At 44.0% G+C, this 23,881-nt stretch carries 24 protein-coding genes; 11 read left to right on the top strand and 13 right to left on the bottom strand.

Translation table 11 applies throughout. The features are described from left to right. Positions 1–123: 123 nt before the first annotated feature. Entirely contained in the window at positions 124–1,476 is a 1,353-nt protein-coding gene (gene urtA / locus BTW00_RS04590; protein WP_075106439.1) for an urea ABC transporter substrate-binding protein, read from the bottom strand. A gap of 388 nt (positions 1,477–1,864) precedes the next feature. Between urtA and BTW00_RS04585 the strand changes: the two genes are divergently transcribed. Continuing rightward, entirely contained in the window at positions 1,865–3,520 is a 1,656-nt protein-coding gene (locus BTW00_RS04585) for a DUF4139 domain-containing protein (RefSeq protein WP_083603570.1), read from the top strand. Between the two features lie 90 nt (positions 3,521–3,610). Continuing rightward, the gene (locus tag BTW00_RS04580; protein ID WP_075106438.1) at positions 3,611–4,453 is read left to right on the top strand and encodes an NRDE family protein; all 843 of its coding nucleotides are present in this window, start codon (positions 3,611–3,613) and stop codon (positions 4,451–4,453) included. Between the two features lie 146 nt (positions 4,454–4,599). Here BTW00_RS04580 and BTW00_RS04575 read toward each other — a convergent pair whose 3' ends face one another. Next, on the bottom strand, positions 4,600–5,121 hold the full coding sequence (locus tag BTW00_RS04575; RefSeq protein WP_058023527.1) for an RNA pyrophosphohydrolase: 522 nt from the start codon (positions 5,119–5,121) through the stop codon (positions 4,600–4,602). Positions 5,122–5,572: 451 nt separating this feature from the next. Between BTW00_RS04575 and BTW00_RS04565 the strand changes: the two genes are divergently transcribed. After that, positions 5,573–5,986 carry an OsmC family protein gene (locus BTW00_RS04565; protein WP_075106436.1) on the top strand — a complete coding sequence of 138 codons (414 nt, stop codon included), beginning with the start codon at positions 5,573–5,575 and terminating at the stop codon, positions 5,984–5,986. An 11-nt stretch (positions 5,987–5,997) separates the two neighbouring features. Further along, a complete protein-coding gene (locus BTW00_RS04560) occupies positions 5,998–6,426 on the top strand; it encodes an MAPEG family protein (protein ID WP_075106435.1) in 429 nt (142 codons plus the stop codon). 49 nt (positions 6,427–6,475) lie between these two features. On the opposite strand, the gene BTW00_RS04555 is transcribed toward BTW00_RS04560, so the two are convergent. Beyond that, positions 6,476–7,477, bottom strand: coding sequence for a tRNA-dihydrouridine synthase (locus tag BTW00_RS04555; RefSeq protein WP_075106434.1), 1,002 nt, complete (start codon positions 7,475–7,477; stop codon positions 6,476–6,478). 135 nt (positions 7,478–7,612) lie between these two features. On the opposite strand from BTW00_RS04555, the gene BTW00_RS04550 reads away from it, so the two are divergent. Then, positions 7,613–8,008, top strand: coding sequence for a hypothetical protein (locus BTW00_RS04550; RefSeq protein ID WP_143506531.1), 396 nt, complete (start codon positions 7,613–7,615; stop codon positions 8,006–8,008). A gap of 28 nt (positions 8,009–8,036) precedes the next feature. On the opposite strand, the gene BTW00_RS04545 is transcribed toward BTW00_RS04550, so the two are convergent. From BTW00_RS04545 to BTW00_RS04520, 6 genes are all read right to left on the bottom strand, one after another. Continuing rightward, positions 8,037–9,533, bottom strand: a complete 1,497-nt coding sequence (locus BTW00_RS04545) for a UvrD-helicase domain-containing protein (protein ID WP_075106432.1) — start codon at positions 9,531–9,533, stop codon at positions 8,037–8,039. A gap of 162 nt (positions 9,534–9,695) precedes the next feature. Beyond that, entirely contained in the window at positions 9,696–10,583 is an 888-nt protein-coding gene (gene tatC, locus BTW00_RS04540) for a twin-arginine translocase subunit TatC (protein ID WP_075106431.1), read from the bottom strand. Further along, positions 10,583–11,242: a Sec-independent protein translocase protein TatB gene (gene tatB, locus BTW00_RS04535; RefSeq protein ID WP_075106430.1), complete on the bottom strand. Its 660-nt coding sequence runs from the start codon at positions 11,240–11,242 to the stop codon at positions 10,583–10,585. Before tatB ends, tatC begins: the two co-directional genes overlap by 1 nt. A gap of 26 nt (positions 11,243–11,268) precedes the next feature. Beyond that, on the bottom strand, positions 11,269–11,511 hold the full coding sequence (gene tatA / locus BTW00_RS04530) for a Sec-independent protein translocase subunit TatA (RefSeq protein WP_075106429.1): 243 nt from the start codon (positions 11,509–11,511) through the stop codon (positions 11,269–11,271). 237 nt (positions 11,512–11,748) lie between these two features. Further along, positions 11,749–12,585, bottom strand: a complete 837-nt coding sequence (hisIE, locus tag BTW00_RS04525; RefSeq protein ID WP_075106428.1) for a bifunctional phosphoribosyl-AMP cyclohydrolase/phosphoribosyl-ATP diphosphatase HisIE — start codon at positions 12,583–12,585, stop codon at positions 11,749–11,751. A gap of 175 nt (positions 12,586–12,760) precedes the next feature. Beyond that, a complete protein-coding gene (locus BTW00_RS04520) occupies positions 12,761–13,204 on the bottom strand; it encodes a thioesterase family protein (RefSeq protein ID WP_075106427.1) in 444 nt (147 codons plus the stop codon). 434 nt (positions 13,205–13,638) lie between these two features. Between BTW00_RS04520 and rpmI the strand changes: the two genes are divergently transcribed. The 5 genes from rpmI (at position 13,639) to BTW00_RS04495 (ending at position 18,785) form a co-directional block, all read left to right on the top strand. After that, positions 13,639–13,836, top strand: a complete 198-nt coding sequence (rpmI, locus tag BTW00_RS04515; protein WP_058023536.1) for a 50S ribosomal protein L35 — start codon at positions 13,639–13,641, stop codon at positions 13,834–13,836. A 135-nt stretch (positions 13,837–13,971) separates the two neighbouring features. Continuing rightward, complete coding sequence (rplT, locus tag BTW00_RS04510) at positions 13,972–14,328, top strand: 50S ribosomal protein L20 (protein ID WP_011281252.1); 357 nt, start codon at positions 13,972–13,974, stop codon at positions 14,326–14,328. 346 nt (positions 14,329–14,674) lie between these two features. Continuing rightward, positions 14,675–15,730 carry a phenylalanine--tRNA ligase subunit alpha gene (gene pheS / locus BTW00_RS04505; RefSeq protein WP_058023537.1) on the top strand — a complete coding sequence of 352 codons (1,056 nt, stop codon included), beginning with the start codon at positions 14,675–14,677 and terminating at the stop codon, positions 15,728–15,730. 102 nt (positions 15,731–15,832) lie between these two features. Further along, positions 15,833–18,238, top strand: coding sequence for a phenylalanine--tRNA ligase subunit beta (gene pheT, locus BTW00_RS04500; RefSeq protein ID WP_075106426.1), 2,406 nt, complete (start codon positions 15,833–15,835; stop codon positions 18,236–18,238). 247 nt (positions 18,239–18,485) lie between these two features. Next, complete coding sequence (locus tag BTW00_RS04495; protein WP_058023539.1) at positions 18,486–18,785, top strand: integration host factor subunit alpha; 300 nt, start codon at positions 18,486–18,488, stop codon at positions 18,783–18,785. Between the two features lie 238 nt (positions 18,786–19,023). On the opposite strand, the gene BTW00_RS04490 is transcribed toward BTW00_RS04495, so the two are convergent. Beyond that, a complete protein-coding gene (locus BTW00_RS04490) occupies positions 19,024–19,401 on the bottom strand; it encodes a hypothetical protein (protein WP_075106425.1) in 378 nt (125 codons plus the stop codon). A gap of 530 nt (positions 19,402–19,931) precedes the next feature. Between BTW00_RS04490 and BTW00_RS04485 the strand changes: the two genes are divergently transcribed. Beyond that, positions 19,932–20,822 carry a neutral zinc metallopeptidase gene (locus BTW00_RS04485; RefSeq protein WP_075106424.1) on the top strand — a complete coding sequence of 297 codons (891 nt, stop codon included), beginning with the start codon at positions 19,932–19,934 and terminating at the stop codon, positions 20,820–20,822. 169 nt (positions 20,823–20,991) lie between these two features. Here BTW00_RS04485 and BTW00_RS04480 read toward each other — a convergent pair whose 3' ends face one another. From BTW00_RS04480 to trxA, 3 genes are all read right to left on the bottom strand, one after another. Continuing rightward, positions 20,992–21,219 (bottom strand): glycine zipper 2TM domain-containing protein, encoded by a 228-nt coding sequence (locus BTW00_RS04480; protein WP_058023542.1) that lies wholly within the window; start codon positions 21,217–21,219, stop codon positions 20,992–20,994. Positions 21,220–21,572: 353 nt separating this feature from the next. Beyond that, positions 21,573–22,841: a transcription termination factor Rho gene (gene rho / locus BTW00_RS04475; protein WP_058023543.1), complete on the bottom strand. Its 1,269-nt coding sequence runs from the start codon at positions 22,839–22,841 to the stop codon at positions 21,573–21,575. Positions 22,842–23,365: 524 nt separating this feature from the next. Continuing rightward, the gene (trxA, locus tag BTW00_RS04470; protein WP_058023544.1) at positions 23,366–23,692 is read right to left on the bottom strand and encodes a thioredoxin; all 327 of its coding nucleotides are present in this window, start codon (positions 23,690–23,692) and stop codon (positions 23,366–23,368) included. Positions 23,693–23,881: the final 189 nt, after the last annotated feature.

The following is a 23,881-nucleotide window of genomic DNA, read 5'->3' as shown; positions in this document are numbered from 1 at the left end:
ATAAGTGCTGAACTTCAAGATAGCGAGTAGGCGGTGGCTCGTTCATTGATATGGACTATTTGTCTACTATTCATACTTGCTACCACCATGCGCTTTTCAGCACCTATTTATTGAGGGAGCCATTTATTTCGGGATATACTCGCTCCATGGCTGCGCTCGGATGACCTCTGGCGTTTTAAAAATCGTATCAAACTGACCATCGGCGCGAATTTGACCAATCATGACAGGCTTCCATAAGTGATGGTTTTCTTCATCCATCTTGAGGGTGTAGCCAGAGGGCGCATCGAATGTCTGTCCAGCCATGCTAATACGTACTTTATCAACATCGGTGGTGCCAGCATCTTCCACTGCCTGTTTCCACATATTGATACCCACATAAGTGGCTTCCATAGGATCGTTGGTCACAACCTTGTCGGCATTCGGCAGGTTTTTGTCCAAGGCGTACTGCTTATAGCGTTTGGTAAAATCGCTATTGACGGGATTTTTGATCGACATAAAGTAATTCCATGCCGCCAAGTGTCCTTGTAGCAAGCTGGTATCGATACCGCGCAGCTCTTCTTCGCCAACTGAGAATGCCATGACGGGAATATCCGAGGCTTTGATGCCTTGGTTGGCAAGCTCACGATAGAATGGCACGTTTGAGTCGCCATTGATGGTAGAGATCACTGCCGTCTTTTTGCCTGTTGAGAATTTCTTAATATTCGAGACGATGGTTTGATAGTTGCTAAAACCAAATGGCGTGTACTCTTCCATGATGTCTTCATCAGCCACGCCTTTTGATTTCAAAAATGCCTTTAGAATCTGGTTGGTAGTTCGTGGATAGACGTAATCGGTACCCAGTAATACAAAGCGCTCTGCACCGCCGCCTTCTTCACTCATCAAATACTCTACCGCTGGAATGGCCTGCTGGTTGGGCGCCGCGCCAGTATAAAAGATGTTTTCTGATTGCTCTTGTCCTTCATACTGAACGGGATAAAACATCAAGCCGTTGAGCTCTTCAACCACGGGCAAGACAGACTTGCGCGAGACCGAGGTCCAACCACCAAAAATCACATCGACTTTGTCTTGAGTAAGCAGCTGACGCGCTTTTTCGGCAAACAAGGGCCAGTCAGAGGCAGGGTCCACCACCACAGGCTCTAGCTGCTTACCGAGCACGCCGCCATTGGCATTGATTTCGTCAATGGTCATGAGTGCGGTATCTTTTAGCGAGGTTTCAGAGATGGCCATGGTGCCAGATAGCGAGTGTAAGATGCCTACTTTGATCGTGTCGCCATCAGCGGCAGGAGTGGTTGTTGTTTCTGTCGTGGTTTCGGTTGTTGTCTCTGTCGATGTCGCAGTTTCGGCAGGCTTTTGACAAGCAGTAAGACTCAGGCTGCCAATGACGGCAATCGCTAGTAACGAGAAGCGTGATTTGATTTTGCCGTGTAGGTGAGCGTCAACAAACTGAGGATTGACTAAAGTGGGTAACGAAAACATGGACATCTCCTAAATAGACACAAAAGATAAAGTATGGCTCCTGAACAGTTATTAAGCGTTCAAGTTCCGTGCCAACTCAAAAATGCCAATAATCGTATAATATTTGAGCAATAAAAAAATATTTTCTATTATTTTCGTTAATTTAGTGCACGTTTGTTAATAGAACGCACCATAACGGGGAAGGAGATAAAAAATTGGTGCAATTGACAGACTGGTAGCAAAAAAAGAGCCGTTATTATCAAAATAGCACAACGAACAAAAGCATTTATTGCCAAAGACTGACAAAACGTCTACGGTAATGCCTATAGAATAGACATTATTTCACATACGTATCTCATGAACAGATTACGCTGACGCCATGATTAATCACACCCCCAAGGAAAGATATATGAACGCATACCGAACACAGTGGTCTGGCCTAACGGCTCCTGCTCGCACCTTATCACGGCGCTCGCAACGATCGCGCCTTATGGTTTTGCCACTTGTGCTTGGGGGCAGTACGGTATTAGGCTTACCCGTCGCCCAAGCAGCAACGAGTAGTATCGAGCAAGTGACTGTCTATCAAGGGCTGGCGAGTGTGACACGCTCATTGCCCATTACTGGTAGCGGTGAGCAAACCGTGGTATTTTCGTGCCTATCACCTTATATGGATAAAGACAGTCTCAGCGTGCAGGCAATAGGTGGTGTCAATATTGGTGAAATCAGCATTGAAGAGTTAACAGGAGAGCAAGCAATCCAGTGCCAATATCAAGGCGATGCCGAGGTACAAACACAGCAAAATACTTTAGCTAGTATTAATGCGGAATTAGAAGCGGCGCGCTTAGCAAAAGCCTATTTGCAAAATTTGACTAAGGCCACGCAAGTCAACACGGCGAGTACGATTGCTAGTAACGCACGCGATATAGAGGCGCAGGCGACCCGTATTAACCAAAGTATTATTGAGATGGAGCAGCGCCAAGCAAGCGCCCAAGATACACTAAATCAGATGATGGCAAGCAGTGTCACGTCAACGGCGAGTAATGTGACCCAAGTGAGTGTACGCACTGCCAGTCGTTCGCCAAGTACGCTAAAATTGCACTATCAAGTGCAAGGCGCAGGGTGGGAGCCTACGTATCAGGCGCGTCTCAACACCAATAGCGAGCAGCTAAATATCACCGCTTCTGCGATTATCGCCCAACAAACGGGCGAGAATTGGACCAACGTTCCTGTCACTCTCAGTACAGCCAACCCCAACCAGCGCGCGACAGGACGACTGCCTCATGTGCCGCGCCTATCACTTTATGAAGAAAACCAAAATGTTGAGTATGCAATACCTATGTCGGATAACACGCCTGTCGTAGTATCTGCCAGAGAAGGTTATAGCGACGATTCTAGAGCACCAAATATGGCACCACTGCCGAACTTTACGGTCAGTAGCCAAAATAAAAACGGTATTATTGAATATCGCTTGCCGCAGCGAGTGACGATACCCAGTGGTGGCAGGCGAGTGCGTACTGTCATTGGCGAGCAGTCTGGCAGCAGTAAGCTGTGGGTTCGTAGTACCCCGAGCGTTGAGACGGCCGCCTATTGGTATGCATCAGCGCCGTTCCTGACGCCAGAGTGGGTGGACGGCTCACTACAGCTGTACCGTGATGACAACTATGTTGGACAATCGCGCTATAACTATCAAATGCTAAAAGAGCAGGGGATTGGTTTTGGTCGTGATCCTAGCATGATGGTCAAAGCGCTAATCAATGAAGACAAGCAAGGGGAAAAAGGCGTGCTCAACCGCACCCAAACTCTAACAACCACCCAAGCCTATGAATTTACCAATCAGCATAACCGCACTGTGCGCCTGCAAGTATTGGGGAGCGAGCCTATCAGTCGTGATGACAGTCTCAAAGTCGCCGTTACCCACACGCCGCCTGTCACCGAGCGTAATTGGAATGACAATCAAGGTATGGTAGCGTGGGAGTTTAACGTGCCGAGTAAACAGTCACAGGTGATACGTACAACATCCCAAATCAGTTACCCTGCCAATAAGATATTGAGTGGTGATCGATAGATGATCCTTGCTGAGCAAATCAGTTTTAAGTGATGATGTTTATTTTTACCAAAAATCTCGCGCCCCATAAACGTTTATCAAAGGAATATTATGTGTATTGTCGCCATTGCTTGGCAGTTGTTTGACGAGCTGCCATTAGTGCTATTGTCTAATCGCGATGAGTTTTTGCAGCGTCCGACAGAGAAGCTGCATCAATGGTCTGATCAGCCGATTTATGCAGGGCGTGATAAGCAAAGTGGCGGTACATGGCTAGGTATTCATCAGCAGTCGCTAACAGATACAGTAGGCGAGGATGACACTATTTATCAGCAAAATGGTCGCTGGGCGGCCGTATTGAACTTTCGGGACGGTGTGCAGGCAAGTGCCAATGAACGTTCACGTGGTGAGTTGGTAACGCGTTTTTTGACCAGTACGCTCAGTCCGATGGCGTTTGCACGACAGATTGAATTACAAGCTTATGCGGGTTTCAATCTGATTATTGGTGACGCTAGGCAAGCAGTCATTGTTAATAATCGCGGTCATGCCCCCACGCCGCTACATACAGGATTGCATGTGATTTCAAACGGTCAGCCAGAGGATAGCTGGTTTAAGACTGAGCGGTTGCGTGGGCGTTTACGCCAAGAGGTGTTGCCATTGATTGCCGAGGACAGCGCGGCTGCCTACTGGCAAGCAGCTGCATTCAATGTGCTGTCAGATAATACCAAGGCACCGGATGATCAGTTGCCAGATACAGGGATGAGCACTGAGCTTGAACAGACCTTATCCTCTGTCTATATTGAGCCTGTGAGCTTTGGCAATGCTGACACCAGCAAGCCTACTTATGGAACACGAACCCAGAGTATTTTGACCTTGAGCAAAAATGGCGGGGTAGATTCAGAGATCACCGCTCACATTGTCAGTCGAGAGTATCCACATTCAGTGGCTAGTGAGTAAAAACTTATTATTCAATGTCAGTGATAACTTCTACTGATTTCACGAGAACCTATACATCATTATTAAAACCATTCACACAAAAAAGCCTGCATCACTGGATACAGGCTTTTTGTAATATGACAAACAATAAAAGTACGTTTTACTGATTAAGACTGAATCAAATGATTGCTTTGCTCAGGCAAGATCAGCTCTTGCTTTAAGGGTAGCTCACGTACCAGCTCTTGTAGGGCGCGACGATACACGCCTCGTTTGAAGTGAATCACTTGTCCGAGTGGATACCAGTAGCTGACCCATTGCCAATGGTCAAATTCAGGTTTCCCTTCATCAAAGCGGATATGTTGGGTATTCGGCTCATCTAAGCGTAGCAAAAACCATTTTTGTTTTTGCCCAATACATAAGGGGTGCTGGCCATGGCGTACGTAACGTTTTGGCAGACGATAGCGCAGCCAGTCTTGAGTGACTGCCAATAAGTCCACATGACGCGGGTGTAAACCGACCTCTTCCCAGAGCTCGCGATACATTGCATCCATCGGCGTCTCCCCGCGGTCGATACCACCCTGCGGAAATTGCCAAGCGTTGTGACCAATACGTTTTGCCCACAGAACCTGCCCTTGTGTATTTGCCAAGATGATGCCGACATTGGCGCGAAAGCCGTCTGCATCTATCATGACTAAACCTTTTTAATTTGTTTAAAAATAGCCTGTTTTCATCTGATACTGCGATAGCAATCATAATTATTATAAGGTGATGGTTATCAATATCAGCTAAAAACAAGATTCATTACCGTCATTAAACCAAGAAACAAGCAGAATGTGTAACAGTATTTTGCTATAAAATGTTTCACGAGTTTTACCTTTTAAAATCAATTATTTATAAACAGACTTTTGTAGGTTTTTCAAATAAAAATTTGATAAATATCGATGCGAGTAACGATAGCTTCATAGTGCTCAAATCATTTATTGAAGAAGAGAGTAAAACCAAGAAATTGTTTTCTCACGACACCATAGCCAAACAATGGCTTTATCAAATCTTGCTTTGGCTTATGCTACACTAGCAAAGCTGCATATATTTCAAACAATAAAAATAGGCTTATGCCAATTACAGTAAGGAACATTTACAATGTCAGAATCAAAAGCAAGCGTTACATGGCAAGAGAACAAAGCGTTCATGGGCGTGTCACCATCAGGACACAATGTACAAATCGATGCGGACAAAGAAAAAGGCTCAAGCCCAATGGAGCTAGTCTTACTAGGACTGGGTGGTTGTGCCAGCTACGATGTGGTGTCAATCCTCCAAAAATCACGTCAAGCAGTGACGGATGTGCGTTGTGAGCTAACTGCGCAACGTGCCGAAACCACACCAGCCGTTTACACCGATATTCACCTGCATTTTGTGGTTACTGGTCAAGACATTAAAGACAAACAGGTCGAAAAGGCCATTCATCTATCAGCAGAGAAGTACTGCTCAGCCAGTCGCATGCTAGTCGCAGGTGGGGTCAATATTACCCATGATTTTGAAGTGATTGCAGGCTAAGGATTTATACGATGATCAGTGCATTTTTTGACTTGGTTTCTGATAAAGTTGCGTCTGCCATCTGGGCGATGGTGGTAGCGAGCTTACTGCCATGGGCGGTATCAATAGTGGCAAAAGTATCTGGCGGCTTTAGGGTCAGAAATAATGCACATCCTCGCGATTTTTTTCAGCACACAACTGGAATGGCTGCACGTGCCAATGCTGCGCAGCAAAATAGCTATGAAACTCTGCCAGTGTTTTTGGCGGCCGTGTTGGTGGCCATGCTGTTCTTTGTACCACAATCGATCATTAATGTGTTGGCATGGCTGTATGTGATCATTCGAATTGGTTATTGCACCGCTTATATCACCAACTTATCGACGTTTCGCTCTATTCTCTGGGTGCTATCCATGGCATGCTGTCTGATGCTGTTTTATCTGGCGATACGAGTCAGTGTATAGCGTTACCCGTCTATATTTACCAAGTAGACCACATATGATCAGGTGATTATTATTGTACGCTTGCTTGTAGTGCATTGATGATCACCGCTTTGTTTTTCTCTCGCTTGATACTCTCCCACACTGTTTGCGCCTCAGCATAGCCTTTGGTGAGCATACCCAGCCACTGCTTATAACGCCCAACCAATACCACATCGTTCTTTGCCTCACCTTCCAAAAACTTAATTTGATGCGCAATCAAGTCTTGCCATAACAAGGTTGCCGTATTCTCTACGCTGTCAGTACTGTTTTCAGTGTCATTGTCAACTTGTGCAACCAAATCAGGTCGTGTCACTGCGCCGCGCCCAAGCATCAAATGATGCGTTGCTGATTGCGTCATACAGTCACTTGCTTGCGCTGCTGTCCATATTTCTCCATTGGCAATCACAGGAATATCAAGTGCATTAAAGCTTTGAATTTTGTCCCAATAAGCAGGCGGCTTATAGCCTTGGGTTTTGGTGCGTGCATGGATGGTCAACCAGTCAGCGCCACTTGCAGCAATTGCACCGCGAATGTCATCCATCCGTGAGGTGTTGGTATAGCCCAAGCGAATCTTGGCCGACACAGGAGTATGCGCGGGTACCGCTTTACGTACCGCACTGATAATCTGATACATGGTTTCGGGTTCATCAAGTAGCACCGAGCCGCCGCGATGGCTATTAACTGTCTTAGCAGGACAGCCAAAATTGATATCAATGGCAGGCGCGCCAAGCTCGCAAGCATAAGTGGCGTTTTCTGCCATCAGCTGCGCGTCGCTACCCAAAAGCTGCACATGAATGGGCGTACCAGAAGCCGTTTTGGCATCATGATGTAGCTCGGGTACGTATTTATAAAACACATGGGCTGGCAAGACATGCTGAGTGATACGAATAAACTCGCTCACTGACCAATCATAAGGACGCCCTAAATCCGTCGCAATCTGCGTTAAGATCTGGCGCATCAAAGGATCGGTTAAGCCTTCCATCGGGGCGAGGAGTCGGACTGGATTTTGGAATAAGTTTTTTGAAGGAGACATTAAGGGCATATAGGTATAAATTAGTAAGGTATATGATAGCGTATCTTAATTTATTTATGTTGGTTTGAGTCAGTGTTTTGAAAGGGTAATGGATAGAAATTTTGCTTAAATTAAAATGTTATGAGTATACAGATTATGGCTGAAAGTATTGTTTTACATTTTGCTAACACAGAAATTGATAAAGTTGAAAAAGCTTTTATGGAATTTTCAGAAGTTATTGGGAACACTTATTACGTGCCATCAAAGAACGGTTATTTAATTCAGATTTATCCTTACGAAGGCTACCTTAAAGAATATGATAGTTCTGAAAAGCTAGAAGTTGCGAGTCACTTAGGCAGTGAGCCGGAATTTTCATTTTGCGTTGAAATTAGACGCCTTTATCAGAACGAAGCTTTTAATATCACTAAGATATTAATTATGGTAAAGCTAGAAGGTTTTAATTTCGTAGTTGATGATAATAGCGACAAGATTTGGACAAAAATGGAAATAATGAATAATCAAAACAGCTTTTTAAGTAAGTATTCGCATTGAGTAAAATTTATGAAGTTAATACTCATTGCTAAGACCCAAAAATCACTTTTTTCCCTGTCTGTAATCCAGAAATCAAGTCTTTAATATTGTGGATATCTAGATTACTCTGGGCACGGGTACAAGCAACATAAAGCAAGCGCAGCTCTTCTGGACTTATCTTGACCGCATTGGTCGTCACATCGTAGTAAAAATCATCATCTAGTTGTACTTTACCCCACTCAAGCCCTTTGGCTTTATGAGCGGTAGAGATAACGTAATCCGCATTTTCGATACTGGTAAGACTGTTGACCGCTTGGCTTAATACATTAGTCCCATGATCATCGACCAGTTTGACTAGTGTTTTGAGATCGCTACCCTCGTTGGTTTCAGCATACTCTTGTACATCACCCCAATTATAGAAATAAGCCAGCTCGGGCACCCCGTAAGCCGATCTGCCATTTTTTAAGTTCTCCGCTGCTTGGCAGAATTTGAGCATGCGATCAGTATCTGCTTGTAGCGCTACGCGATGCCCGTGCTTTAACCCTGTCAATAATTGCGACATGGCGGCGGCATTGGTACGGCAGAGAATAGCATCTTTTTTACTATGTACCATTCCCTTATCGGTAGAGGACTGCTTATTCGGATTGCCTTTTAGTGGCACGTCTTCTTGTAGTGCTTTTAATAGAGTATTGGCCACTTCTGCAATCGGTTCACCAAAGCGAAAAGACTGCGTTAATAACGTCTGCGGTAGCGGCAGCTTTTTCATCGCGTTTACGGCGCCGCGCCATTCATAAATCTGCTGGTGCGCATCGCCCACATAGATGACTTGTTTCGACTGCTGGGTCAAGATACCCATCATCAATGGATCAGCATCTTGCGCTTCGTCGAACAAAATAAAGTCCGCAGGGATGCTCGGCTTGGACAATGCCCACAGCTTGAGATAAATATCATGCCCGATGCCCGCAGGATGACGCGCATCGATCGACTGTAGCCAGCGCTGCTCAACGGCAGGGTAGAGCATCTCGCGTAATTGCTCGGCGTCTGAATCATCGAGCCAGCTTGGAAACAGGATGTGCCTTGGCGCAGGGTAGCTGGCATGTGTACTACAAAAATTACTCACTGCGTCACTGACGAATCGAGACAACCGTGCTGGTGTCAGCGTAATGTATTTATTAACCCCATCCATTTGCCGACGCACTTGTACAGGCTGCAAGCCCAAATCATCACCGAGACGCTTAGGTGAAAAGCGCGGCAGCGACAGCTTGGCAGTGATATCACGAGCCACATGACGGTACGCAAGTGAATGAAAAGTACGGCACTCTACATGCGGCGGAAACTTCTGCCGTGCATCATTGGCAATCGCTTTGTTAAAAGCCAGATACAGTCCGCGACCCCGCAAGCGCTCACCGATTAGCTTGAGTGTCGTGGTCTTACCGGCGCCTGCATACGCCACCACTTTAAATGATTTGTGATCCATCGCCATATTCAGCGCGGCGAGCTGCTCGTCAGTGGGATCGCTCATATAAGCTGGCATCGATGCGGACATAATAAAGCTACCTAAATACAAAAAGTGATTAAAAACACAAGGGGCAAAAAAAGCCACTGGATCAACAATGGCTTATAGATGGTGGTACTCAATCGTGACAATAAGCACTAAGCTTACGCGCGGGGCAAGAAGAAAACAAGATAAGTCAGACGGGTAAATGCTTTATTCTTTGACGGTTGGTATCAGGTCAGTGCTAGGTTCTTCTTTGATTAAAATCTTCGCCAAAAACAAACCAAGCTCAAACAACAACCACATCGGAATCGCTAGCATGAGCATCGATACGCCATCGGGCGGCGTGACCACAGCAGCCACAGCAAAACAGCCCACAATAATATAACGACGCTTTTCTTCTAGACTCTGAATGGAGACAATACCTGCCAATATCAATAGTAAAGTAACAACTGGAATCTCAAACGTTAAGCCGAATACCATAAATAATTTTAAGGCAAAACTGAGATAGCTGTCGATATCCGTCATGGGTAGTACGTTTTGCGGGGCAAACATAATAAAGAATTTTAAGACCCCTTTGAGCACAATAAAGTAAGAAAAAGCCACACCTGCATAAAACAAAAATATAGAAGACAGCAGCACTGGGATAGCGATTTTCTTTTCTTTTTTATATAACCCTGGTGCGACAAACGACCATATCTGATACAGAATATAAGGCATCGCCAAAAAGGCGGCGACGAAGACCGTCAGACGTATCGGTGCCATAAAGTTCGAGGTGATATCTGTGGCAATCATGGTCGAATTAGCAGGTAATTGCGCCACCAACGGATCTGATAAAAAGTTATACAGCTCACGTGAGTAACCGACCAAACCCAAAAAGATGATCAAGACAGCCACGCATATTTTAATTAAATGGCGGCGTAGCTCAATCAAATGCTCAGTGATAGGCATGTCGCCCAATGCGCTTAAAACATCCTCTGATGATTCATTTTGAGTGCTATCAGTTGTTGCTTTATCGTCTTGATTAATGCCATTTAAAGCAGGAATATCTGAATCAGTGAGTTTTTCTTGGCGGCTTTTTTTTCGTTTGAGTAGTTGCATCAGTCAGTCCCCTGCTTATTATCAGAAGTCTGCGTACTTACCGAGCTATTTAGTAAGGTATCGGCTTTATAGTTCGGTAGATAAGGTGGCATTGGGAGGCGACGTGCTTTATCGTAAGCACCCAAACGGAACCACATATTTTCCCACGGTCGGGTATTAAGGATTTGAGTAACGGGCGCGGCCATATCGCTATCATCGTTGCTGTTACCGCGCTTTGATAACTGACCTTTCTCTAAAGTATCTTGTGGCTCGTCAGTTGCGTAAGAGTAGTCGAATGCTTTTGGTATGGCTGATTGCTGATGATTTTTTGTGTCGTCAGCTTTGTTATCTCTATCATTCGCGACCGCTTCATTTGATGCTTTTAGAGAATGGTTTTGTGAGCTTTCAAAGGCTTTCATATTGCCGCGCATCTCTGCCATCTCGCGCCTCATATCGGCTTCGGTTTGACGAATTTTGGCAAGTTCTTTTTGCATTTGTTGGCGTGTCTCAGCCAAGTCTAGCTCGGCCTCTATTTCAGACTGTAATGTGGAGACGGTGCGGCGAATTTTGGCATACCATTGCCCAGCCGTACGCGCTGCCTGTGGCAGTTTTTCTGGGCCCAAGACGATTAGGGCGATTACGCCAAAGAGAAGTAGTTCAGAAAACCCGATATCAAACATAATGGTCCGATGTCACTGTCTAGATGCTATACATTATGCTTGTCATCAACCTTAGTGGTTGCTGGGCGCTCGTCGGTATGGGCCGTGCCATCATGGTCAAGCACCACGCGTTTTTTGGCATGCTCTGTATTTTCATCTTTGACCGCTTCTTTAAAGCCTTTAACCGCACCGCCCAAATCTTTGCCAGCGTTTTTTAGTTTTGCAGTGCCAAACACGACAACGACGACGACCAATAGTATCAGCCAATGCGTAATAGAAAAACTACCCATAATGGTATCCTTGTGACTTGGTTTTGTGACCTGTTTTTGTGATTTGGTTTTCAGTCTTTATATGTCTGCTTTGTGTTGATAAAGCCAGCTTTGCGTTGATAAAAGGTTTATGTATCAAAAAAAGCATCACATATAATGCGAGATAAAACAGAGCTATATTATAACCCGCAGTTATTACAAATAGGTGAAATCAACAATAATCAAACAGGGTCGATGCTTTTTTTTGTATCTTAATAACTATCTAGCCGCTTTTTCGTCGATACCTGATAAGCCAAACCGTCTACCTAGCTCATTTAGTACAGCGTCTGACTCTATGTCAAACCATGCCAGTCCGACTAAAGTATGGAACCAGACATCTGCCACTTCATAGATCAGCTCGTGGCGCGCCGCCTCAAAAGCAGCTTTGTCTTTATTTTCATCACAGTGAGCAAAATCTTTGGCAGCAATGATGCTCTCTGTACTCTCTTCACCGACTTTTTCTAATATTTTATTCAAGCCTTTGGCGTATAGGCTGGCGACATAAGAGCTGTCGGCATCGGCTTGTTTGCGCTCTGCCAATACCTGATCGAGCTGTTGTAGCACAGAGCCTTTATCGACTTGCGCTTGAGTGTTATTAGAGTCGATGGTCGCGCTAGCATTTTCGTTTTCAGCATTGGTGCTAGCAGATTTATCAGAATGATAAATATCCGCAGGGTCTTTCAATACTTTATCGACTGTCTGCCATTCAGGTGTTTGGCCTGATAGATCTAAACGCTGATAAAAACAAGACTCACGGCCTGTATGACAAGCAATACCGCCCGCTTGAGTCACGCTTAGCACAATCACGTCTGCGTCACAGTCTAGACGAATGTCGTGGACGGTTTGCGTATGACCTGATGATTCGCCTTTGTGCCACAATTTGCCACGCGAACGCGAAAAATAAACCGCGGTCTGCGTTTGTGCGGTGAGCTGTAATGCGTCTGCATTCATCCAAGCCATCATCAAAATACGGCCTGACTTGTGATCTTGAGCAATTGCAGGAATCAAACCATCAGCATTAAAAGTTATGGAAGTCAGCCAAGCAGGTAGAGTCATAATGTATGTGTCGTCTTATAGTTAGAGAGTAAAAATATCAATAAGTAATTATACTACTTATGATTGGAGCGAGTTATGATGAGAGCGAGGAGATTGTCTAAAATGCTCTGAAATATGATGTCATATGAAAGCTGCGCGAGCATTAAAATGAGAAAGGTGATATTGACTCGCTATTTTACAGCCTAAATAAATGAGGATATAGAGCCTCTTTGGTCGTGTTATCGAGCTTAATCACTTTATTGAGATTAAAATCATAATTTCTAAAATGCTGCCGTGCTTTTACGACCGTTTCGCCCGTGTGCATACGGGTAACTTTTATCACTATATTACCGCCATTATCATATATTGGCTCAACACCGACTTCAAACAAAAGCTCTTCGCATACTCGTATACGACTCAAAATAACCAACTGCAATGTATCAATAATCAAGCCCTGTTTATCTGAATTGATTTCTTTAATACCTTTAGCCTGTAGAAACCTTAGTCGCGCTTCGGACAGAAGGGCGGTCAGAGATTCGATGGTCACATGCTGTCCCAAGTCGATTTCGGTATGACGCACGCGCATCACTGTCTCAAAAACAAATAAATAATCCTCAAATACCAACTCTTGCTTTGACACACTATCTCCTAAAGTGGTGGCAAACAATTATGCTACTTATCATGCGATAGGTTGGCAGAATCATAATAATGATGAACAAATAAAAGGCTGTATACACTTAATAAATGAGTGTGCTTTCATGACACTCATATTATGATGTAACTTAAGTATCTACTTAAGCACAGCTTCAGCTGACATTCAATCTATTTGGATGAAAATTGACCATTTTTATGAGGTTTTTAAGAGCTGCGCTGTAGCGCTACTCATGCTGGCTAACGGTCTTTATTGCCAAGTAAAGCTTAACCAAAACTTTACTTGGCAAAACAAGGCACTATCTGCTAAAATACCGCCTCCCACCTCGAGGCAAATAGAGGTTTAGTTGTTATTTATATAGCGATTATTCGGTATGACTATTTGACGACCAGGTTCTAAAACAGAAAAAGAGGCAAATCATCATGAAAGTTAAGATGAAAACCAGAAGCGGTGCCGCTAAACGCTTCAAAAAAACAGCAAACGGCTTTAAACGTAAGCAAGCATTCAAAAGCCATATTTTGACCAAGAAATCACCTAAGCGTATTCGCCAGTTGCGTGGTCTTAAGTTGGTACATAAGTCTGACGAAGCAGCCATTCGTCGTATGTGCCCATACATCTAATAGCCTACTGTCATCTATCTTTGATTGAAAACTATCTGATGAAATGATAGTTGACTTTGCAATCTGACAATGATGTTTGTTATTTGACAGCATCATCACTCGCTTAACAGTGATTACAAAATCTTGGAGTAAATTATGGCCCGTGTAAAACGTGGTGTACAGGCAAATCGCCGTCACAAAAAAATCTTAAAACGCGCAAAAGGCTACTACGGTGCCCGTTCACGTGTTTACCGCGTAGCGGTACAGGCAGTGACCAAAGCTGGTCAATATGCTTATCGTGACCGTCGCAACAAAAAACGTACTTTCCGTCGTCTTTGGATCGCACGTATCAATGCTGGTGCACGCTTAAATGGTTTGAGCTATAGCCGCTTTATCAATGGCATGAAAAAAGCAAACATCGCAATCGATCGTCGCGTTCTAGCAGACATCGCTATGCATGATGCAGCGACTTTCACAGCATTGGTCGAAAAAGCAAAAGCGGAACTAGCATAAATATTAACTACTCTTTAGAGATTAAGTAGATATAAAATTTATCTAAGTAAGCATCTAAACGAATAGAACTAATATTGATTAATAGTACGATATTAATAAAAGCTACCGCTGGTCGGTGGCTTTTTTTATATGAAATTATTCTACGCCTGTTCGACGTCGAGGCTTTGTCGATACGACATACGTTTGTCATCGACTAAATACTCAAGCCATTCTTATAAACAGTATTTATATCAATTTTTATATAAACATAACTGGATAAATGGTTTGCAATATTTGGTCAAACCCCTACAATTACCAAGCACTATACTTACTTAATAGTCCGTTCAAATCAGGAATAATGCGTCTTATGACTAACCCTGCTGCTACCAACGACTTGTCGGCGCTACCGACCTTGTCTTCAGAGCTAAACGAGCTCAATGAAGCTCAGCTTACCGACTTTGCGAGTGCTGCTGAAGCTTTGATTCTACAAGTAACTGATGCGCGTACCTTGCAAGACTTGCGTGTGCAATTGACTGGCAAAAAGAGCCCATTGACGGGCTGGTCAAAGCAGATGGGCAAACTCGATGCTGATGATAAAAAAACCTACGGCGGCTGGTTGCACGAGGTGCGTAGCCGCATTCAGCAAGCGCTGAGCGATCAACAGCAGCAGTTAGAAGTCGCCGCGCTCAACGCCAAGCTAGAAGCAGAGAGCATTGATATTACTCTTCCTGCTCGCGGTGGTCAAAAAGGTCATCTGCATCCAGTAACGATGATTACTCAGCGTATGCAGCAGTACTTTATTCAAGCGGGCTTCAATGTTGCCACCGGCCCTGAAGTTGAGAGCGATTACTATAACTTTGAAGCGTTGAATATCCCGTCGCACCATCCTGCGCGCGCGATGCATGATACATTCTATTTCGATGCGCATTATCTACTGCGTACGCATACCAGTCCTGTCCAGATTCGTACCATGGAAAAGAACGAGCCACCGATTCGCATCATTTGCCCAGGCCGTGTTTATCGTAACGACTCAGACCAAACCCACTCACCGATGTTCCATCAGCTAGAAGGCCTTATGGTCACAGAGTCGAGCACTTTTGCTGAGCTAAAAGGTCTGATTAGTGAGTTTCTAGAAGCATTTTTTGCCAAAGAGCTGACCGTACGTTTCCGTCCTTCATTTTTCCCATTCACTGAGCCGTCTGCAGAAGTAGATATCTTAGATGATAACGGCAAATGGCTTGAAGTGATGGGCTGCGGTATGGTACATCCACAAGTATTGACCAATTGCGGTATTGATAGCGACAAATACACAGGCTTTGCATTTGGGATGGGTATCGAGCGCTTTGCGATGTTGTATTACGGTATTGATGACTTACGTTTGTTTTTCCAAAATGACGTGCGCTTCTTAAAGCAATTTGGCTAACGTGCTTTTGTTGATATAAAAGTGCTCCTTGTTAATACAACAAGTTAATTTGCCAAGCTTTACTCCAACATCTTTATTATAAAATTCTGATCCGAGATATTTATGAAAATTAGCGAACAGTGGCTACGTCAATGGGTAAATCCCCAAAATACCAGCGAACAGTTGGCTGAACAGCTGACGATGGCAGGGCTTGAGATTGATGACCGTTACGCAGTTGCCCGTGCATTTAGCGGTGTGGTCATCGGTGAAGTTATCAGCGTTGAGCAGCATCCTGATGCAGACAAACTGCGTGTCACGCAGGTAAATATTGGCGACGCTGAGCCGCTGCAAATTGTCTGCGGCGCACCTAATGTGACCGTCGGTATGAAAGCACCGGTTGCTACCGTTGGTGCGATACTACCAAGCGATGAGGCAAAAGGTTTTAAGATTAAGAAAAGCAAGCTACGCGGTGTTGCCTCAAACGGCATGCTATGCGGCGCCTCTGAAATTGACTTGGTAGATGATATAGATGGACTGCTTGAGTTGCCTGAAGATGCACCAGTTGGTACCGATATCCGTGAGTATTTAGGTCTAGATAATCAGATATTAGATATCTCTATCACCCCAAACCGTGGTGATTGCTTTAGCGTTCGCGGTATCGCTCGCGAGATTTCAGTCATCAATGACTTGCCTGTACAGTTGCCAGAGATTCCTGACAATGTAGTCGCTTCTGATAATGGTGCAACGCCCGCTGTAACTGTTGATGCGGTAGAGGCGTGCCCTCGCTATCTGTTGCAATCGATTAGCAATATTGATCGTAGCATCGATACTCCAAAATGGATGCAAGATGCATTGGTACAGTCAGGACTACGTTCACACAACTTCTTGGTCGATGTGACCAATTATGTGTTGATGGAATTGGGGCAACCGCTACACGCTTTTGATGCCGATACCATCGAAGGTGATATCGTTGTGCGTTTGGCACAGCCTGATGAAACCATTACTTTGCTCAATGAGCAAACAGTTACGCTAACCGGTGATGAGCTTGTGATTGCTGATGACAAAGGTGCCTTGGCACTGGCTGGCATTATGGGTGGTCAGCGTAGCAGTGTCACCGATAGTACGACCAATATCGTGGTAGAAAGCGCTTTCTTTAATCCACTGGCTATCGCTGCGCGCGCACGCCGTTTTGGATTGCATACGGATGCATCACAGCGTTTTGAGCGTGGGGTCGATTTTGAATTGCCGGAACTTGCCTTGGCACGAGCTTGTGACTTGATCACAAGCATCACGGGCGGCGAAGCAGGACAAATAGTCACGGCCGAAAACCTTGAGCATCTGCCAGCACGCGAACCGATTACATTGCCAATCGCGAAAGTACGTGATGTTATTGGTATTGATATCAATCCATCAGAGATGGTGCGTATCTTAACTCAATTAGGTTTTGAGGTAGAGCAGCAAAACGACGCATTGATTTGTAAGCCGCCGTCTTACCGTTTTGATATGAGTATCCGCGAGGATCTCATCGAAGAAATTGCCCGTATCTATGGCTATGACAATATTCCAAGCGTATTGCCATATTTGCAAGTCAGCATGGATTATGACGATACTGCAGATTTGACTCATGGGATGAAGCTAGCACTGGTTGATAACGGTTATATGGAAGCCATCAGCTTTAGCTTTAGTGATGCAAAATTAGAAGCATTGCTTGATGATGAAGCGCTAGGAGAGGTGTTGGCACTGGCAAACCCTATCTCTAGTGATTTGGCGGTCATGCGTCGTACCTTGCTGTCAAGTTTACTGCCTTGCGTGCAATATAACTTGAATCGTCAGCAGCCACGCGTACGTTTCTTTGAGACGGGTCTTAGCTTTGTTGGACAAAGTATCAGTGATTTGGTGCAAACCCCAAGCATTGCATTGGTCGCAGTGGGTGATGTATGGAGTGAGCAGGCTTATCAAAATCGTGCGCTAGATTTTTATGATCTCAAACATGATATTGAACAGTTATTACCAGCGCAGATCGATAGCGCCCGTATTCGCTATGAGTGTAGTGCGCTGAGCTTCCTGCATCCAGGACAAAGCGCTGAGTTATATATCGATGATATCTATGTTGGTTGGTTGGGTCAGCTACATCCAAATACTGCTAAGCAGTTGGATCTGCCAACGACATGGGTTGCCCAATTGTCACTGGCACCGTTACTCACGCTTGCTCGTGAGCAGCATTCGATTACGACGCCTAGCAAGTTCCCACAAGTGCGCCGTGATATTGCTATTTTAGTAGACAGTGATATCAGTTTGCAGACTTTAGAGTCAACGGTACGAGCTGCGGCAGGTGATTTGTTGACTGATCTGTGGCTATTTGATGTGTATCAAGGCGATAAAGTACCGACTGGTCAGCGCTCATTGGCGTTTGCGCTTGTATGGCAAGATGCTACACAAACCCTATCGGATGAAGCTGTAAAAACTGCCACTGATAAGGTTGTACAGGCATTAACGGATCAACATGCAGTCCAGTTACGTGACAGCTAATATTTAGTCTTTAAAATACCCAATGCTCTATAGCCTCTTCAGTTATGAGGCTATGGAGCATTGCTATTCGTAAAAACTATTATTTATAACCATTTTATTTGTAAAATAAGTTAAGTCATTATTAATAAAGGATTTTAATGTATAGTTTATTAAAAACTACTCAAAAAACCTTTATAATAATTAGACTTAACCCTCATACCGCTAAACCATGATATTCGACATCACGACATAGCATAGGAGTCGTACTGTGAGCACCTTAACTAAATCTGACATGATTGAGCACTTAATGAGTCATCTAAATCTGACACGCCAAGAAGGTCGCTGTCTGGTGGAGAACTTTTTTGATGAGCTGTCAGATAGTTTGATTGATGGCAAAGAGGTCAAGCTTTCAGGCTTTGGCAACTTTGAGCTTAAAGACAAAAACAGCCGTCCAGGCCGCAATCCAAAGACAGGAGAGCCTGTCGCCGTATCGGCACGCCGCGTCGTGACTTTCAAGACAGGACAAAAATTTCGTCAGAAAGTTGATGAGCGTTTATTCGATACTTAATGCGTTATTGAATATGACAGCCTGCTTGCTTTCGCTATAACCTTGTAAAACTATTGATATATGTTTGCGCGTGACTGCGATTATGATTCTCTATATCTTGCGCTGCATGTATCTTGTATAGCCAATAAATACCAAGTATGGTTATAGGTAACTAGCTGTCATAAATTGCAGGCATAAAAAAAAGAGAGCATAGGCTCTCTTTTTTTTATTACCGTTTATTTATTGTATGAACAATAAATTACTGAGCTGGCTCTTCAACAACAACTTCGTCAGAAGCGTCAACAGCAGCAGTATCAGCAGTAGCAGTATCAGTTTCGCTAGCTACGTCAACGCTAGTAGTAGTACCGTCTACAGGAACTTCAGCGTCCATTTCGTCAGTAGCAGTTGCCACTTGAGCGTCAGCGATGTCAGCTTCAGCGTCAGCAACAGCAGCGTCAGCATCAGCAGGGATAGCTTCACCGTCAGCAGCGCCTTCAGCTAGCTCTTCTTGTGCATCTTGCACTTCTTCTTGCGCGTCAGATAGATCTTCAGCAGCGTTTTCTTTGTTGCTGTCACAGGCAGTTAGGCCCATAGTTGCAGTCATGATACCAGCTAGAGCAAGTAATTTAAGTTTCATAAGGTTTTCTCCGGAAAAATGAAATGAGCAGTAGCAGCAACAAAGGACGAATTCCGAGGTTCCTCAGAATTCAATTAGTCTTAGTCACAGCTACTCAGCTTCCACGCATTCTATATGTTTTATATGAAAATGGAAATAGGGTTGTACAATTAAGTAACAATAATATTTAAAATAATATTTTACTTCATCTGTTCGATAGTATTTTTAATACAACAAACCCGATTAATCGACGTATAATCAATGACATCAGACTGTTACGGAACAATATGCAGTCCTACTTTTGGCTGTAATTTAACGTATTTATGGTGTTTGGTTAAGTAAAATTAGAGCCGATTGTCTCGTCTAATGAGGCACAAGTACGCCATTAGTATGGGACAAGTAGGCCATGATAATTAGCGCTATTTATATTAAGAAAAATTGCTTGTGAGTGAGCAAACCAAAAATCAAATCAACGTATTGAGCGGCATACTGTACAACATGAATAATGAACAATACGAGTGACTATATCTCGTATATTTGAGGAATAAACTATGAAATGGCAAGGCAGACGAGGCAGTTCTAATGTTCGCTCTAGTACGGGCGGCGGCAAAATGATAGGTGGTGGTATCGGCGGTATCATCATCGCAGGTATTTTATGGCTGGTATTTGGGGTAAATCCTATGACTGCGCTGCAAACAGGTCAGGTAATCGCTGGTGGTGGTAGTAATGGAACTTCCAGCGAACCTGCGATAAGTGACGATCGAGATACCCAGTTTGTCAAAGTTGTGCTGGCGGATACTGAAGAGGTCTGGCATCAGATATTTAACGAAGCGGGTAGTACTTATAAAGAGCCTTCATTGATTCTGTTTAATGGTCAGGTGAATTCAGCTTGTGGCGGTGCTAGCGCTGCAACAGGGCCTTTTTACTGCCCAGGGGATCAGACGGTTTATTTAGATACATCTTTTTTTGTGGAGATGCGTCAAAATCTGGGTATCGCAGGGGATCAGCAAGGCTCTGGGACTCAGGAAAACCAAGGTAAAGCGGGGGATTTTGCCCAGGCTTATGTTATCGCACATGAGGTGGGTCATCATGTTCAGACGCTACTAGGTATTAGTCAGCAGGTCAATGAAGCCCGTCGGCAAGTGACCCAAGCACAGTCCAATAAGTTATCAGTGTTACAAGAGCTGCAGGCAGATTGCTTTGCTGGCGTTTGGGCGCAGCGTAACCAAGAGCGTGTACAGTTTTTAGAAGCGGGCGATATTGATGAGGCTATTAATGCTGCCGGTCAGATCGGCGATGATCGATTGGCACAGGCGAGTGGTAGAGCGGTTGCGCCTGATAACTTCACTCACGGTACTAGCCAGCAGCGTGTTGAGTGGTTCACTCGGGGCTTAGAGAGCGGTAATGTACAATCTTGCGATACCTTTAGTGGTGCGCTTTAAAAGTAAGATTATTTTTTGCAACTCCGCCTATGGGTTATGAGTACAACAATAACCACGAACCACGCAAAAATTTGACATAAAAAAGCCTGCAATCAATTGCAGGCTTTTTTATTATTTTCTGGTTGATATCACTCAATTTAATAATGGAGAAATATCAGTGTAGAAGTTTTTAGTTGTTATCAAGCACATAACCACCAGCGCCGCCAATAGCTGCACCAGCCAATGCACCACGAGCGATGTCTTTGCTGTCGCCTTTACTTCTGATAAGTGCGCCAGCTGCGGCACCTGCTGTTGCGCCTTTAGCGGTATTGCTCATACCACCATATGAATTACAACCAGTCATGATTAGTGCTGAGCTAGTAATTGCTGTCATTGCGATCGTCTTAGCAAATTTCATATTATCACCTATTTATTCGTCAAGTTTGAAATATAATACCTTTAAAAAAACAATGTCCATGATATTTTCAAATGTATTCCTACTGCCTGCCATAATAGTGGGTTAGTAGATAGTTAGTCGTAGTAAAAACGCTAAACTTTGCAAACGACATGTAATTGATGTTGCCGCACTGTATCATAAAACGGGTACTTGCTTATATGAGGTACTTGCTTATATGAGGTACTTGCTTATATGAGGTACTTAGCGCAAAAATAGGTAGGCGAGTATTTTGGCAATCGGAAATAAAAAAGACCACCGATCGGCAGTCTTTATATCAAGCAAACAATGGCATGCTTGTAAAAAATATGCGTAAATTAGTTCTGTGATTTGCGTTTCATTTGCTCAAAGAACTCGTCATTGGTTTTCGCTTCTTTGAGACGATCTAACAAGAATTCAGTAGCTTGGACGCCATCCATCGGCTGCAGCAGTTTACGTAAAATCCAGACTTTACGTAGTTTATCTTCGTCCAACAAGCGCTCTTCGCGGCGTGTGCCTGATTTTTTGATATTGATTGCAGGGAAGACACGTTTTTCGGCCAAGTCGCGCTCAAGGGTGATTTCTTGGTTGCCCGTTCCTTTGAATTCCTCAAAGATCACGCTGTCCATCTTACTACCAGTATCAATCAGCGCACTGGCAATAATCGTCAAACTGCCACCTTCTTCAACATTACGCGCAGCACCAAAGAAACGCTTTGGACGCTCAAGCGCATTGGCATCCAAACCACCGGTCAATACTTTGCCTGATGATGGTATAACGGTGTTATAGGCACGTGCCAGACGAGTGATCGAGTCTAATAAAATCACCACATCTTGCTTATGCTCGACCAGACGTTTGGCTTTTTCGATGACCATCTCAGCCACTTGTACGTGACGCTGAGGTGGCTCATCAAAGGTAGAGGCAACGACTTCACCGCGCACGGTACGCTCCATCTCGGTGACTTCCTCTGGACGCTCATCAATCAACAGGACGATTAAGTAGCATTCAGGATTATTGCGAGTGATGGACTGGGCAATAGATTGCAATAACATCGTTTTACCCGCTTTTGGCGGTGCGACAATAATAGAGCGCTGACCTTTACCAATTGGTGCGATCAAATCAATGATACGCCCTGTCAGATCTTCAGTAGTACCATTACCAAGCTCAAGCTTTAGCTGCTCAGTAGGGAATAGGGGTGTTAGGTTCTCAAAAATCAGCTTATGACGTGAGCGATCTGGCGTATCAAAGTTGATTTCACCAACTTTTAGTAGCGCAAAATAACGCTCAGAATCTTTTGGTGGGCGAATCGTACCAGCGATACTGTCGCCCGTTTTTAAGCTGAAGCGGCGAATTTGGCTAGGGCTGACATAGATGTCATCAGGACCTGCTAGATAAGAGCCTTCTGATGAGCGTAAAAAGCCAAAACCATCAGGGAGAACCTCAAGCACACCGTCACCATAGATGGCTTCACCGTTGCGGGCATGGGTTTTTAAGATAGCAAAGATAATGTCTTGTTTACGGCTACGCGCCATGTTATCAAGACCCATTTCCTTGGCAATAGCCAACAGCTCAGAGATTGATTTTTTCTTTAATTCAGTTAGATTCATAGATAGGTCATTAGCAATTGATCAGATGAGAGATGCCATTAGCAGCACAAGTCACGACAGTGAGTAAAACGACAGTAATACGATGATAGAAGGTATTTGTACAGCGCAATGGCTTATGTAGTGTTGGTATTGCATGTCTGCTTATAGACGCATTGCTATCGCTGGATGCAAGGTCATAAGAATTAGGAATAAAAAAGGCTACATAAGAGTCTGCGTCAAAAACTCAATATCAGTCATTGCGTTTAGTCATTTCGTTTAGCAATGGTGTTTATAATGACGATTGTGTTTTTGTTGATAAACACGAGGAGAATAGCGACAAGATACTAGGAAAACAGATGGTTTTCTCTTGTCAGCAGACTATACGGTCTTCACAATAGCGTTGTCAATAAATTTTGCCAAAAAATTCGTATAATCAAGTTTTTTGCACAAAAAACAAGCAAAAAGCCATTATCGTTATCAGATAATGGCTTTCTTTATCGCTTTAGCTCATTGATTAAAAAAACTTTGAAATGAGAACATTCAGCTTATAAATGCTTGTCCAATACTTTGGCCAATTCAGCTTTTGGCTGTAGACCCATCACTGAATCTACTTTTTCGCCGTCTTTGAAGACAAATAAAGTTGGGATGTTGCGGATACCAAAACGGCTCGCTGCTTGTGGGTTGTTATCCACGTCAACTTTAACGATCTTAACTTTACCTTGGTACTCAGTCGCTAAATCTTCTAAAATAGGCGCAATCGCTTTACAAGGACCACACCAAGTTGCCCAAAAATCTACCAATACAGGAAGATCTGATTCTAGCACGTCTTGGTCAAAGTTGGTGTCGGTAGTATTAACAATAAGGTCTGACATAATTTTATCTCTCTTGTTTTATTTATTCTGTCACCACGAGCAAGCAGTCATATTGGTCTAATAATAAGCTGATAAGTGGTCAAAGAATCGTTTAGAAATGGTGAAAATGTGCCATTATATTAACATGTTTGCTCAGTCTTGACAGATTCAGGCTGGTTAAATTGTTTAACAATTACGATTAGCACAATA

This window comes from Psychrobacter sp. C 20.9, from assembly GCF_001921765.1.
Taxonomy (GTDB): Bacteria; Pseudomonadota; Gammaproteobacteria; order Pseudomonadales; family Moraxellaceae; genus Psychrobacter; species Psychrobacter piscatorii_B.
Note: the sequence above shows the minus strand (reverse complement) of the source record. Positions and strands in the feature narration are given on the sequence as shown.